The 14,746-nt window shown below is 48.9% G+C and carries 13 protein-coding genes; all 13 read right to left on the bottom strand.

The window, feature by feature from the left end; translation table 11 throughout:
• Window positions 1-55 precede the first annotated feature (55 nt).
• The 13 genes from ffh to fapR all read right to left on the bottom strand — a co-directional run bounded on the left by ffh (window position 56) and on the right by fapR (window position 14,592).
• Window positions 56-1,408: a signal recognition particle protein gene (ffh, locus tag AF333_RS09870; RefSeq protein ID WP_043066011.1), complete on the bottom strand. Its 1,353-nt coding sequence runs from the start codon at window positions 1,406-1,408 to the stop codon at window positions 56-58.
• Window positions 1,409-1,418: 10 nt separating this feature from the next.
• On the bottom strand, window positions 1,419-1,763 hold the full coding sequence (ylxM, locus tag AF333_RS09865; RefSeq protein ID WP_043066012.1) for a YlxM family DNA-binding protein: 345 nt from the start codon (window positions 1,761-1,763) through the stop codon (window positions 1,419-1,421).
• A gap of 98 nt (window positions 1,764-1,861) precedes the next feature.
• Entirely contained in the window at window positions 1,862-2,863 is a 1,002-nt protein-coding gene (ftsY, locus tag AF333_RS09860; protein WP_043066013.1) for a signal recognition particle-docking protein FtsY, read from the bottom strand.
• 115 nt (window positions 2,864-2,978) lie between these two features.
• Entirely contained in the window at window positions 2,979-6,539 is a 3,561-nt protein-coding gene (gene smc, locus AF333_RS09855; protein WP_043066014.1) for a chromosome segregation protein SMC, read from the bottom strand.
• A 288-nt stretch (window positions 6,540-6,827) separates the two neighbouring features.
• Window positions 6,828-7,898: an elongator complex protein 3 gene (locus AF333_RS09850; protein ID WP_052520817.1), complete on the bottom strand. Its 1,071-nt coding sequence runs from the start codon at window positions 7,896-7,898 to the stop codon at window positions 6,828-6,830.
• A 16-nt stretch (window positions 7,899-7,914) separates the two neighbouring features.
• On the bottom strand, window positions 7,915-8,616 hold the full coding sequence (gene rnc / locus AF333_RS09845; protein ID WP_407638640.1) for a ribonuclease III: 702 nt from the start codon (window positions 8,614-8,616) through the stop codon (window positions 7,915-7,917).
• 13 nt (window positions 8,617-8,629) lie between these two features.
• Window positions 8,630-9,871 (bottom strand): beta-ketoacyl-ACP synthase II, encoded by a 1,242-nt coding sequence (gene fabF / locus AF333_RS09840; protein WP_043066177.1) that lies wholly within the window; start codon window positions 9,869-9,871, stop codon window positions 8,630-8,632.
• 131 nt (window positions 9,872-10,002) lie between these two features.
• Window positions 10,003-10,236 (bottom strand): acyl carrier protein, encoded by a 234-nt coding sequence (locus AF333_RS09835; protein WP_040302407.1) that lies wholly within the window; start codon window positions 10,234-10,236, stop codon window positions 10,003-10,005.
• Window positions 10,237-10,285: 49 nt separating this feature from the next.
• Entirely contained in the window at window positions 10,286-11,026 is a 741-nt protein-coding gene (fabG, locus tag AF333_RS09830) for a 3-oxoacyl-[acyl-carrier-protein] reductase (protein WP_043066016.1), read from the bottom strand.
• Between the two features lie 12 nt (window positions 11,027-11,038).
• Complete coding sequence (gene fabD / locus AF333_RS09825; RefSeq protein WP_043066017.1) at window positions 11,039-11,986, bottom strand: ACP S-malonyltransferase; 948 nt, start codon at window positions 11,984-11,986, stop codon at window positions 11,039-11,041.
• Window positions 11,986-13,050 (bottom strand): beta-ketoacyl-ACP synthase III, encoded by a 1,065-nt coding sequence (locus tag AF333_RS09820; RefSeq protein ID WP_407638639.1) that lies wholly within the window; start codon window positions 13,048-13,050, stop codon window positions 11,986-11,988. Before AF333_RS09820 ends, fabD begins: the two co-directional genes overlap by 1 nt.
• A complete protein-coding gene (gene plsX, locus AF333_RS09815) occupies window positions 12,998-14,002 on the bottom strand; it encodes a phosphate acyltransferase PlsX (RefSeq protein WP_043066019.1) in 1,005 nt (334 codons plus the stop codon). The genes AF333_RS09820 and plsX overlap by 53 nt, the downstream gene beginning before the upstream one ends.
• Entirely contained in the window at window positions 13,999-14,592 is a 594-nt protein-coding gene (fapR, locus tag AF333_RS09810) for a transcription factor FapR (protein ID WP_043066020.1), read from the bottom strand. The genes plsX and fapR overlap by 4 nt, the downstream gene beginning before the upstream one ends.
• Window positions 14,593-14,746 lie beyond the last annotated feature (154 nt).

The raw sequence follows: 14,746 nt of genomic DNA, 5'->3' as shown, positions 1-14,746 counted from the left end.
TTATTTAAACAAAGTCATCCATAAATGAAAAGACTTAGTTTCAAACATTTATTGGCTATCCAAGGAACGGAAATTTAAATCCGCCGCCTTTTTTCTTTGCTTTGTCCGTCATTTTCGTAAATTGCTTCATCATCTTGCGCATATCTTCGAATTGCTTAATGAGACGGTTCACTTCCTGAACGCTCGTTCCGCTGCCTTTAGCGATACGTTTACGACGGCTGGAATTAATGATTTCCGGTTGCTGCTTCTCTTTCGTCGTCATGGAACGAACGATCGCTTCAACCCGGTTTAAGGCGCCCTCGTCGACCTTCAAATCTTTCATTCCTTTGACTTTGTTCATACCCGGCATCATATTAAGCAATTCATCGAGCGGACCCATCTTACGGACTTGAGCCATCTGCTCCAGGAAATCTTCAAATGTAAACTCAGCGGTACGCATCTTGCGCTCTAGCTCTTTGGCTTTTTCTTCGTCTACGTCAATTTGCGCTTTCTCGATGAGTGTTAACACATCGCCCATTCCGAGAATCCGGCTTGCCATCCTATCTGGATGAAAAGGCTCGAGCGCATCCATTTTTTCGCCCATTCCGACAAATTTAATCGGTGTACCAGTCACAGACTTGACAGAAAGCGCAGCTCCGCCCTTCGTGTCACCGTCCAGCTTGGTAAGAACTACACCGGTCAGCTCAAGCTGATTATTGAAGCTCTCCGCTACATTAACAGCATCCTGACCTGTCATTGCATCTACCACGAGCAGAATTTCATTCGGTTTTGCGATTTCCTTTATTTCCTGCAACTCGCCCATCAAAGTTTCATCGATATGCAGACGACCAGCAGTATCGAGCAATACGTAGTCGAGATGCTCCTCTTTCGCATGTGCGATTGCCGCTTTGGCGATTTCGACCGGACTCACTTTATCTCCCATAGAAAACACGGGGATATTCAATTGCTTCCCGACGACTTCAAGCTGCTTAATCGCAGCTGGACGATAAATATCGCAAGCCACAAGCAACGGTTTGCGGTTTTGCTTACCGCGCAGATAATTGGCCAACTTTCCTGTCGTCGTCGTCTTCCCCGCACCCTGCAGACCCACCATCATTACGATTGTAGGGGGACGAGTAGCAGCCGCCAATTTACTCTGGCCTCCGCCCATCAGTTCCGTCAATTCATCGTTTACGACTTTGATAACCTGTTGTCCCGGTGTCAGGCTCTTCAGCACATCCTGGCCGATAGCCCGCTCCTTGACTCGGTTCACAAACTCTTTTACAACTTTGAAGTTCACGTCCGCTTCGAGCAAAGCGAGACGTACCTCGCGCATCGCTTTGGTAACGTCTTCTTCGGTAACTTTCCCTTTGCCGCGAAGCTTGTCAAACGTGGATTGCAGTCGGCTGGCTAAGCTTTCAAATGCCATGGTCCGCCTCCTAATCTATTTCCATTTCTAACGCAAGAAGTTCATGCGTAAGCTTCATCGCACGCGAATCTTGCGGCGCTTCCATAGACAATTCCCGCTGCAGCTCTTCGAGCAGGGTGTGCCGTTTCTCATAACGAGCCAGTAGACCCAGCTTGCGTTCATACTCTTCTAACGTTCTAGCAATCCGTTTAACCTGTTCGAATACCGCCTGTCGGCTAATATCTTCTATTTCGGCGATTTCGCCAAGCGACAGGTCATCACGGTAATACATCTCAAAGTATTTACGCTGCCTGTCTTTCAGCAGCCTCCCATAAAAGTCGTACAGTAAATGCAGACGCGTGGTTTCCTCCAGCATGGGTTCTGTCCCCCGTGTACGGAAATTCGTGTAAAGCCTAAATCCTTTACAGGAAATAATCATACAGAAGCATCGGGTATGTGTCAAGCTTTTTCTCTTTACTCTCCCTCTTTTTCCATTTCTGCTTCTTTTTCGATCGATGTTGCAAACAGTGCATGAACAAACTGCTCGGCATCAAACGGCTGCAAATCGTCCATTTTTTCTCCGAGGCCGACAAATTTCACAGGCACTTGTAATTCATTACGGATAGCAATAACAATACCACCTTTAGCCGTTCCGTCCAGTTTCGTTAGCACAATACCGGATAGTTCGGCGGATTGGCTAAACGCCTTCGCTTGACTGAGCGCATTCTGACCAGTCGTCGCATCAAGCACGAGCAGAGTCTCGTGCGGTGCATCCGGAATCTCACGGGAGATAACCCGTCTGATTTTCGCCAGCTCCTCCATCAGATTGACTTTATTCTGTAGACGGCCGGCAGTATCACATAGTAGAATATCCGCTTTTCTCGCCCGGGCATTATGGATACCATCGTAAATAACGGCAGCCGGGTCGGAACCCTGTTGCTGCTTTATCACTTCTACCCCGACACGCTCGCCCCACACCTCAAGCTGATCAATCGCTCCTGCACGGAATGTATCGCCTGCAGCCAGCAGAACCTTTTTCCCCTGGCTTTTGAACATATGTGCCATCTTGCCGATAGTAGTCGTCTTACCAACGCCATTAACTCCGACGAACAAAATGATGTTCAAACGGCCTTCTTCGATGTTAAGCGACGTATCTTCCTTCTTTTCCTGTAGGAGGCCGACCAGCTTCTCCGAAAGGAGCGGTTGCAGGTCATGCGCATTCTCGATTTTCTGTTTGCGCGCTTCGCTACGCAGCTCGTCTACCAGTTCCATTACCGTATTCACACCGACATCAGCGGAAATAAGAATGTCTTCCAATTCCTCATAGAATTCATCATCAATCCGTTTGTAACGGCGTACCAAGTCTTCTACCCTTTCAAACGCTCCCCGCGTTTTTGTTAGGCCTTCCTTAAACTTGTGTGTAATCGCTTCGGTTTGACCCGAGATTTTTTCTTTTAGCTTTTTAAAGAAACTCATGACACGCTTCCCTTCTTCTGAAATTTGTCCCGGTCCGGGCAGTAAGACCCCGATAAGTGCAACTAACCATCAGTAGGCGGTGAAGCCCTTGTACTGATGGAAGTTTTACTTTACTTTACGATACCATCGTCTCGTCTTCTAAACGAACGGAAACAAGTTTTGATACACCGGATTCTTGCATGGTCACACCATACAAAACATCCGCTCCCTCCATTGTACCGCGTCGGTGCGTAACAACGATAAACTGTGTGTTAGCACAGAATTCTCGCAAGTATTGGGAGAAACGAGTGACATTCGCCTCATCCAATGCTGCCTCCACTTCATCCAGCACACAGAACGGTACCGGCTTGACACGCAAAATAGAAAACAATAGCGCAATCGCAGTAAGCGCTTTTTCCCCACCAGAGAGAAGTGCCAGATACTGCAACTTTTTCCCTGGCGGCTGCGCCACGATTTCAATCCCTGTCTCAAGCAGATTGTCCGGATTAGACAACTGCAAGTCCGCGCGTCCACCGCCGAACAGCTGTGTAAAGACAGTCTGGAACTGCTCACGGATCGCCTCAAAGGTCTCTTTAAAGCGGCGTGACATCTCAGCTTCGATATCTGAAATGACATGGTAGAGCGTTGCCTTCGCTTCACTCAAATCTCGATGCTGGGACAGGAGGAACTCCTGCCGCTCGTGCAAGCGTTCATACTCTTGAATTGAACCGAGATTAACCGTTCCAAGAGCTGCGATTCGCTGCTTGATGCCTTTCACCATTCTCACGGCTTCATCAATATCATCCGGCTGCGAATAGCTCTCCTTAGCCATTTCATAGCTTAGCTCATACTCTTCACGCAACTTGTGTAAGAGATTATCCAGTTCGACATCCATTCGCTCTACTTTTACTTCATGCTTATGAAGGTTTTCTTCTATTTCTTTGAGCTGACGGCGCATTTCTTTCGTTTCCGCTTCTTGCTGTGCCAGACGCGCCTGTACTTCCTGACGTTTTTTGCGCTGTTCCTGGATATGCGTACCGTACTTCTCTTTCTCAGCCCGTAGGGTGCGGATTTCCAGGTCGAGCTTCTCTTCCTCTTCATCGCTTGTAGCGCTGCCGGAGTCAAGCATAAGTAGCGTTTTGCTGGTCACTTCCAACTCTGTCGTAACCTCTTGCAGGTCTGTATCCAAACGGGCATATTCTGTCTGTCGTGCTTCGTACTGCTCCCTGCGTGTGGCGAGTTGCACCTTCAGTTCGGTGATGCGGGCATTTAGCGCTTCCTTATTTGTTTCCTTCTCTTTCTTGCTATGCTCCGCAGCCTCGATTTCCTGCTGCTTTTCCTGTTCCGCGATAGTTAATTCTTCAAGTTCTTCTTCCAGTGCAGCAATGCGATGTTTTGCCTGCTTTCGTTCTTGATCGAGCACGGACTGATCCTGCTGGAAGAATTCCCAGCGTTCTGCAATTGTTTTCTCTGAATTATCTAGCTCGCGTAATAGCCCTTTTATCTCTTGCTCTCTTAAGCGAAGCCGCTCGCCAGCCGCCCGCATCTCTTCCTGCTTATGCTCCCACGATTCTTCTTCCACTGCCAGCGCTTCCAATCGAGCATAGATATCGGCATTCGCCTGTTTTTGCCGTTCGATTTCTTCTTCGAGTTGCTCTAGCTGACGCTGACGCCCTAGAAGTTGATTCGACTTCTGCTGTACCGATCCACCACTCATCGATCCGCCCGGATTTACGACATCACCTTCAAGCGTCACAATACGGTAACGATATTGAAGGGCTCTTGCAACCGCATTGGCCTGCTCCAGCGTTTTAGTGACTACTACACTCCCCAGAAGGTTATAGATGACATGTTGGTAACGTTCCGCATAACCAATTAGCTCTGCAGCAACGCCAATGACCCCCTCCATATCCGCCACGCGGGCACGCTCACCCGCCGGCAACTGGCGCGGTTTGATAACATCAAGCGGAAGAAACGTCGCTCGTCCGGCCCGGCGCTGCTTTAGGAGGCCTATCGCCTGGCGACCTACCGCCTCGTTCTCTACTACAACATGTTGTAGAGCGCCCCCTAACGCAATCTCGATCGCGGTTTCATACTGTTTTTCGACCGATATTAATTCAGCCACAGCGCCTTCTATTCCGGCAAAACCATGCTCGCGCGCTTTGAGAATTTCCTTTACACCTTGCATAAAGCCAGAAAAATCAGCTTGCATCTCCTTCATCACATCGTGTCGTGAACGAAGGCTATTCAGCTTGTGCTCACCTTCGCGCAGCGCTTCAAGCCAGCGTGATTTTTGTTCGGCCTTTTCTTTTTGTGCCGCCATCTGCTTTTTAAACGTATCGATGCTTTCAAGAAGGTCGGTTGACACTTTTTCCAACTCTAGGGTAAGCTCTGACCTGCGCTCCGCTAGGCCCTCCTTCTGCTCAATGAGTTGCTGATTGCTTGCCTCAAGACGCTCCCATCGGTGTCGATTGGTCTCTATCGCTTGTTGATGGTGACGAATTTCATTTCGCATTGATGCCATTTGATTCAGAATATCGAAATAATCGGCCTTTAAACGCTCGATGTCCCCATCGGAGAACCGGGCAAAGTTCATATAACGCTTCTGTTCAAGCTGGAGTTCTTTTTCCAGCCTTGCCACTTCTTCGCCTGCTATTTCTAATTGTCGTCCGGCTTCTGTAATGGCATTGCGTAATGCCTCCTGCTTTTGGTTGAGCGCTACCGCTTTACCACGTGCATCTTGTTTATTTTTACTGTAATTACGTAGACGTTCACGTAAAACTTCACGCAGACCCTCTTTTTTCTCTCCTTCTTCGGTAACATCAAGCAACCGTTGTTGGAGCTCTTCAAGCACTTGATCCTGCTCGTTCGCAAATGCGCGCAAATCAGCAGTCTTAGCATCCATACTGTTAATACTGGCGGAACGCTCCACCTGTTCACTTTCTAGCTTGTCCACGCATGTCTTCATCTCTTCCCACTCGCTATGCAGCAAATCAAATTGCTTGACGTATAGACCAATTTCATGCTCGGCGAGCGTTTCCTTCAGTGAGAGATACGACCTTGCCTTTTCTGCCTGCTCTTCAAGTGGTTGAATCTGTTCCTCGATTTCTCCCATAATATCCTGAACGCGTACTAAATTCTGCTCTGTCTCATCAAGTTTCTTTACGGCTTCTTTTTTGCGTGCTTTATATTTCACGATTCCGGCCGCTTCTTCAAACAGCGCCCGCCGATCCTCAGAGCGGGTACTGAGAATCTCTTCAATTCGGCCCTGGCCGATAACAGAATACGCTTCTTTGCCGACACCGGTATCCATGAATAATTCCACAATATCCCGCAATCGACAACTCTGCCGATTAATGGAATATTCGCTTTCACCAGAACGATAAACCCTACGGGTAACCGTAATCTCGGAGAAATCCATCTTTATCCGCTGGTCAGTATTATCAAGCGTCAGGGACACTTCGCAGAAATTCACGGGCTTACGTGAATCACTTCCCGAGAAAATAATATCCTCCATCTTCGCACCGCGCAGTGATTTCGCGCTCTGCTCGCCGAGTACCCAACGGATAGCGTCGGAGATATTGCTTTTGCCGCTGCCGTTCGGGCCAACAACGGCCGTTACGCCCGGCACAAATTCCAATTCTGTGCGGTCAGCGAACGATTTAAATCCTGTAATTTCGAGGCGCTTTAAATACATAGATTCGCTCTCCATCCTCCCTTATATAAGAAAAACTGACGGACGCCTGCGCTCGTCCTTTTTACACTAAGAAGCCGAACGGCTGCTTTCTGTCACTTAAAAAATCACACCTGTTGATAAAAAATGTATCATTGTCCGCAAAGGATGTCACTATACGCTGAAAAAAAGAAAAAACGGTAAAAAACGAGGTCCTGGCATAACCGGCGAAGATATTCGTCCCCAGGTGTCCAGGCTGCCTCGTTTTTCCCCGTTTCAAACCGGCTGTAAGCCGGGCACTTTACATAAGCATTACAGGTCGGTAAAAGCAAGGGATTGTACAGACCCTTCTTCCATCCGCCATCCCAACTGCCTGCGCGGAAGATTTCTGTCTAATATCAAGGAAGCTTTGCTACCCGTGTCTGACAGAATAGAAAGGGCCTGTTTCCAACTTTCGCCTTTGCGACCTCGCAACGCGGTCTCGTCTGCCGGATGAATCAAGACTTGGAGCGAAGCTGTCGAACCGAGCGCAATCCTCTCCATCATTCGCTTCAGCAACCGACGAAACAACTCCTCTTCCACCAATTGGCGAAACGAAGGATGGAACGGACCTGCCAGTACAGTACCCTCACCACGCAAGTCGTCCGACGCATGCAGTCCCATACGGATAACCGGGATACCGGCCTTCAACAACGGCAACCATATCTCCGCTGTCCATCGTACCGCTTCTTCTATCGATAATGGCTTATATTGATGCGTTGCGTATAACCATTCAAGTTCTGTGCCAGCGATTACCAGCGCGGGATAAATACGTGTAAAATCAGGCGCAAGCTCTACAATCGCTTCAGCGGTACGCACACTTTTTTCAAGCGTATCCCCTGGAAGACCCGGCAAGATCTGCAAACCCAACTGTACGGATGGATACTGTCGAATGACTTGTACCGCTTGCTCTACTTGCGCTGCTGTATGTCCTCTTTTAGACAGGTTCAGCACTTCATCATCAAGCGACTGACAGCCAAGCTCCACTGTGGTAACCCCGTACGAGATGAGATATTCCATAATATGTGGCGCGATGTAGTCTGGACGTGTGGATAAACGAATGCCATGCACCCGGCCCGTCACTACATACTCTTTCGCCACTGTCAACAGCATCGTCTGATAGCTACGGGGCAGGCCGGTAAAACTCCCGCCAAAAAACGCGATTTCCACTTCCTGCCCGCTGTGCACAGTGGTTAACTGCTCCTCAATCGAACGCCGCACTGTCTCCTCCGTCAACATGTTCTCTCTCTTCCGTCCGGTAATCCGGGCTTGGTTGCAAAACACGCAGTCTTTCGGACAACCTTGATGCGGCACGAACAATGCAATGTTTACATGCTGTTTCATATCGTTTCTATCACCTTTATTGCTTTACGGCAAGATGCTTCATAGCCATAGCGGCCGCATGCTGCTCGGCCTCTTTCTTCGATCGTCCCGTGCCCTGACCGAGCACGTTACCGTTCAGCATTACTTCGGAGACAAACTCGCGGCTATGCGCCGGGCCCTTCTCCTGTACGATCCTATACTGGATCTCTCCCAAACCGTCACGCTGTACGTATTCCTGCAATTGACTTTTATAATCTGTAACCCGGGTAAATTCTCCATTATTAATTCGCGGATATACATACTTTTCTAGAAAACGGAACACAATGCCCAGCCCCTGATCAAGGTACAGAGCTCCGATAAAGGCTTCAAACACATCCGCAAGCAGTGCAGGACGAAATCTGCCCCCGGTCAACTCCTCTCCCTTACCGAGAAGAATAAGCTCACCAAATTTAAGCTGGTTCGCGAACATAACCAGAGACGGCTCACACACGATGGCGGCTCTTAGTTTGGTTAATTCCCCTTCGGACATTTTCGGAAAATGGGTATAAAGAAATTGGGAAACAGTCAACTCCAGCACCGCATCGCCGAGAAATTCCAGACGCTCATTGTCCTGGAACAGCTTACCACGGTGCTCGTTTACGTACGAAGAATGGGTAAACGCCTGACGGAGAAGTTTTTCATTTTTAAAACGGACCCCAATTTCCTGTTGGAATCGTTCAAAATCCACTACCTTATTCACCACCAAAAGTGTATCAGTCTACATACTTTTTAAAAACAATGGTCGCGTTATGTCCGCCGAAACCAAGAGAATTAGACAGCGCTACAGTAACGTCCATCTTTCTTGCTTCATTCGGCACATAATCAAGATCACATTCAGGGTCCGGCGTTTCATAGTTAATGGTTGGAGGTACAATCTGATCTCGGAGAGCCAGCACACAGGCAATCGCTTCGATCCCACCAGCAGCACCAAGCAGATGACCGGTCATCGATTTTGTGGAGCTAATGGCTACTTTGTACGCATAATCACCCAGCGACTTCTTAATGGCCATCGTTTCAAACTTATCATTATAGTCAGTGGATGTGCCGTGCGCATTAATGTAGCTTACTTCTTCCGGCGCGATTTCCGCGTCCTTGAGAGCTGCTTTCATCGCCCGTGCTGCACCTTCACCGCCTGGAGCAGGTTGGGTTAAATGGTATGCATCTGCACTCATGCCGTAGCCAATGATTTCAGCAAGAATGTTGGCACCGCGCTTTTTCGCGTGCTCCAATGATTCAAGCACAAGAATACCTGAACCTTCCCCCATAACAAACCCATCACGGTCATTATCAAACGGACGGCTCGCTTTCTTAGGATCATCGTTACGTGAAGAAAGAGCCTTCGCATTAGAGAAGCCAGCGACTGCCATCGGGCGAATCGAAGCCTCTGTTCCTCCAGTAATCATAACGTCTGCAATGCCCCGCTCGATGATTTTAAATGCGTCACCGATCGAATTCGTCGCGCTGGCGCACGCCGTAATCGCTGCACTGTTCGGACCTTTGGCTCCAAGGACGATCGATACCTGACCGGACGCCATATTTGCTATCATCATCGGCACGAAAAAGGGGCTTACGCGCCGTGGGCCTTTTTCCATGAGAAGGGTATGCTGCTCTTCCCACGTGCCCAAGCCGCCGATGCCTGAACCAATATATACGCCTATATTTTCAGCGTTTTCCTCAGTAATCTCAAGCCCTGCATCCTCTACAGCCATTCTTGCTGCAGCAATCGCAAATTGTACGAAACGATCCGTACGCTTAATGTCCTTCTTGTCCATGTATTCTTCTGGATGGAAGTCCTTTACCTCAGCGGCGAATTTCGTCGAAAAGCCTTCTGTATCGAACGCGGTGATGTAATCTACACCAGATTTACCGGTAAGCAATCCTTCCCAGAATTCTTTTGCGTTATTGCCGAGCGGTGTGATGGCGCCCACACCCGTTATTACTACACGATTTCTCATGGTTTCACCTCGGAATATAATAACAGTGAAATAGAGCAGCTTCTCTTTCTGTGGGAAGCTGATATATAACCCACAATGAGGAGAAAGTCCCGCATACATATACGGGACTTTTCCTGAAGCTGCGCTTTGCCTTACTTGTGGGCTTGTATGTATTTGATTACATCACCCACAGTCGTGATTTTCTCTGCGTCTTCGTCGGAAATTTCCAGATCGAACTCATCTTCAAGTTCCATCACTAATTCTACGACATCAAGAGAGTCTGCGCCGAGATCGTCTTTGAAAGAAGCTTCTTCTTTAATCTCAGATTCGTCAACGCCGAGGCGATCCACGATGATTTTTTTTACACGGTCGAATGTATCTGCCACTGCTTTCACCTCCTCTCAAGCGGTGATCATTTGTTTATTATACGCTGTCTTACATGTACATGCCACCGTCAATATGGAAAACTTGGCCTGTAATATATCCGGCTTTTTCGGAGGCGACAAATGCTACCATATTAGCGATATCCTCCGGCTTACCAAGACGGGCAAGTGGTATCTGACCAAGCAGCGATTCTCTTGTATCTTCACCAAGCACAGAAGTCATATCGGTTTCGATAAATCCGGGAGCAACCGCATTCACAGTAATGCCACGGCTGGCCAGTTCGCGAGCGACCGACTTCGTCATGCCGATGACACCGGCCTTTGCTGCCACATAATTCGCCTGTCCTGCGTTGCCCATAACACCGACGACCGAAGAGATATTGATAATACGGCCGCCTCGTGCTTTCATCATCGGGCGTGTTACCGCTTTGGTGCAGTTGAACACTCCTTTTAGATTGATAGCGATAACTTCATCGAACTCCGCCTCTTTCATACGCATCAGCAGATTATCCCGGGTGATGCCCGCATTATTTACTAGAATATCCAGCTTGCCCATCTCATCTATCGTTTGCTTAACCATCGTTTCAACTTCATCCGCATCCGCTACATTTGCCTTTACTACAAGAGCGCGTCGGCCCAGCTTAGCAATTTCGTCCGCTACGTCCCGTGCAGCGGCTTCATTGCCCGCATAATTAATAGCTACGTCTGCGCCCTGACGGGCCAACTCAAGCGCAATGGCGCGCCCAATTCCCCGGGAAGCTCCAGTAACGAGCGCTACTTTTCCTTCGAGCATCAACTCTCCCCCTTATTCCTGCGCCTGTAACTGTTCAAGCGCTTTTTCCAGTGTCGCCATATCCTGAATGCTCATCGTCTTCACCTTGCGATCGAGCTTCTTAACCAACCCGGACAACACCGTGCCCGGCCCAATCTCGACAAACAAGTCAACGCCTTCACTCAACATAAAGCTTACGCTATCTTCCCACAGCACCGGAGAAGCGACTTGTTTAATCAAGGAGTCTTTAATTTCTTCTTTCGTCTGTACTGCATTGGCAGATACGTTGGTCACTACTGCTACACCAGCATCCTGAATCATATATTCATCAAGCTTACGGGAAAGCTTCTCCGCTGCCGGTTCCATTAACATAGAGTGAAACGGACCACTCACGTTTAATGGAATGACACGCTTAGCACCTTTGGCTTTCGCCGCTTCCCCCGCCTGTGCTACACCTTCCGCACTACCGGAAATAACGATTTGTCCGGGACAATTCAGATTGGCGAGTTGTACCGGATGACCATCTTCTGTCGCGCTCTGACATACCTCCGCCAATGCTTCACGATCCATGCCCATAACAGCAGACATAGCACCTTGTCCCGCAGGCACGGCTTCTTCCATATATTGTCCGCGTGCCCGTACAATTTGTACGGCATCCGCAAATGATAATGCTCCTGCTGCTACCAGCGCAGAATATTCGCCAAGGCTATGACCGGCAACATAATCCGGGGTTATATTTACTTTTTCTTTCAGCACGTTAAGTATGGCGATACTATCCGTCAGAATAGCCGGCTGTGTATTGGCCGTCAGGCGCAATGTATCTTCCGGTCCTTCAAAGCAGAGAGCAGAGAGCGAGATGCCCAACGCTTGATCCGCTTCGTCAAACACCGCTTTTGCAGATGATTCTTGCTCGTATAAATCGGCTCCCATGCCTACATATTGCGATCCCTGTCCGGGAAAAATGAACGCGATCTTGCCCATTATTCCCCCTCCTTTTTTTCCTTGGTCGACCATTTTATAACCGAAGCTCCCCATGTTAAACCGCCGCCAAATCCTACAAGCACCAGCATATCTCCATCTTTAATCCGCCCTTCGCTAACCGCTTCGTCAAGCGCGACCGGGATAGATGCAGATGACATATTGCCGTAACGGTTCAGATTCACAACTACCTTGTCATACGGCAGGCCCAGACGCTTGACCGCCGAGTCGATAATACGAAGGTTCGCCTGATGCGGTACAAGGAAGTCAACATCTTCTTTCGTAATACCAGCTTTTAGAAGCGCCTGGTCGGATGCAGTATTCATGGCACGGACGGCAAACTTAAATACTTCTCCACCCGCCATATGAATATAGTTCTCTCGGCTGCCCGGCTCCACTTTTGGAACCGGGATTCGTGAGCCTCCTGCTTCAAGCTTCAACAGCTCTGCGCCCCCACCATCGGCTCCCAATTCAAAGGAAAGAAAACCGTTTCCTTCCTCTACAGGACCAATAACAGCGGCGCCCGCTCCATCACCGAAAAGCACACATGTGCTACGATCCGACCAATCAACGATTTTAGAAAGCGATTCTACGCCAATGACCAGCGCATAACGATATGTCCCACTGGAGACAAATTGAGCTGCTACCGACGTACCGTACAAAAAACCGGAGCATGCCGCAGATAAATCAAAGGCTGCCGCACGCTTGGCTCCAAGCTTTTCCTGTACAATACAAGCCGTGGACGGAAAGAACATATCCGGGGTAACCGTCGCCACAATAATAAGGTCAACCTGTTCAGCGGCGATACCGGCTTTATCCAACGCCTGCTGTGCGGCCGCAGTCGCCATATCGGAAGATGCTTCATCCTGGCGAGAAATTCTTCTTTCCTTAATCCCGGTCCGGGTAACAATCCATTCATCTGATGTTTCTACCATCTTCTCCAGATCGGCATTCGTTAACACTTTCTCCGGTAAGTAACGTCCCGTCGCCAAAATACCTGCCGCCCGATTTGTCCTAAACATGGCTATCCCCGCTTTCTCCTTGAATTTCTCTTGCGATAAGACCATTTACATCCTGCTCTACGAATTTCTTAGCTTGCTTGATAGCGGTATAAATGGCGCGTGCGCTGGAGGAACCATGCGCTTTGATGCACGTACCCTGTACTCCCATGAGCAGAGCACCGCCATGCTCTGCATAGTCCATCTTCATTTTCATACGTTTGAGACCTGGACGTAGCATCATCGCCGCTAGTTGGCTGGTAACTGTACGTGTAAATTCTTCTTTCATGACAGACATCATCGTCTTAGCCATGCCTTCCATCGTCTTAAGCAGGATGTTTCCGGAAAATCCGTCACAGACAACAACATCACATACATGCTCCATTACATCCCTAGCTTCCACATTGCCGATAAAATTCAACGAACTTTCCTGCAGCAAACCATATGTCTCTTTCGTTAGGTCGTTCCCTTTTCTTTCTTCCGTGCCTACGTTAAGTAAGCCGATACGCGGAGATTCCACACCCATGACTTTCTTTGCGTAAATGCTCCCCATAATCGCGTACTGCAGCAAATTTTTTGGATGGGCATCCATATTGGCACCGGCATCAAGAATCATCGCTCCAGCGGTGCCTACTGTTGGCACAATCGGGCTTAACGCCGGACGGTCGATACCTTTAATACGACCGGTAATCAAAAGGGCTGCCGTCATAAATGCGCCTGTATTACCGGCGGAGATAATAACATCTGCTTCTTTATTTTTCACCATTGTTACGCCGACTACAAGTGACGAATCGCGTTTTCTTCGCACCGCTTTCACTGGTTCTTCGTCGGCTTCAACTATCTCGCTTGCATGTCTGATTTCAATATTTGTCGGCGCCTGCGCAAGCATGGGCGTAAGTCTTGCTTCATCGCCCACAAGCACGAGACGGATATCAGGCATCTCGCGCGCCGCTTCAATGGCGCCTTCAATATTCGAGGAGGGCGCCAAATCTCCCCCCATCGCATCTATTGCAATAATCATACTTCCTCCTGTTTGCGGCTGGTCTGCGCGTCAAAGTCTCTCATGCGAAATACGCGAAACGTGCCGCTGAATACGAGCTCATCCTGCACTCTCGTCTCCACCCGTACTTTGCTCTGATCGCCCTTTGTCTCGCGGACAGCGGCCTTAGCCACTAGCCTCTCGCCAAGACGTACTGGGCGGATGTAGCGGATTCGCGCTGCGGCCGTCAAAACGACGTCCGCATCAATGACCGCGACAGCCAGCGAATTGGCCTGGGCAAATATATGATGCCCGCGGGCAATCTGCGTTCGGGAAAAAATGTGTTCCTCTGTAATTTCCAGCAGGGAAATCCCCGAACGGTCCAGCTCGATATCGAGCAATTCTCCTACCATTTCTTCTAATGAAAGCGACTTTACTTCATCCAGGGATTTTTTAGCCACATTCTTAATACGCTCCCGCACCTCCGGAATGCCGAGTTCCAAACGGTCGAGGCGAATGGTCTGGATGCTAACGCCAAAATGCGCGGCAAGCTCTTCGTCCGTATAGAATGGACTTACCGCAAGCAAATTGTGCAGTGCTTCCTGGCGAGCTTTCTTCGCAAGGCGAGCCATCCTACTTCACCACCTATAGTCTTTCCACATGCTCAGCCGTTCTTATTACCAGCTACTAATAGCAGTATATAGAAATTTTTTTGAAATAACAACGTTCTTTTTTGATTTTGCCATGTTAATTTCTCGTATCCAAAAACAAATTCCTGCTACTACA

It is taken from the genome of Aneurinibacillus migulanus, from assembly GCF_001274715.1.
GTDB classification, from domain to species: domain Bacteria; phylum Bacillota; class Bacilli; order Aneurinibacillales; family Aneurinibacillaceae; genus Aneurinibacillus; species Aneurinibacillus migulanus.
This window is presented reverse-complemented; position numbering and strand designations above follow the sequence as displayed.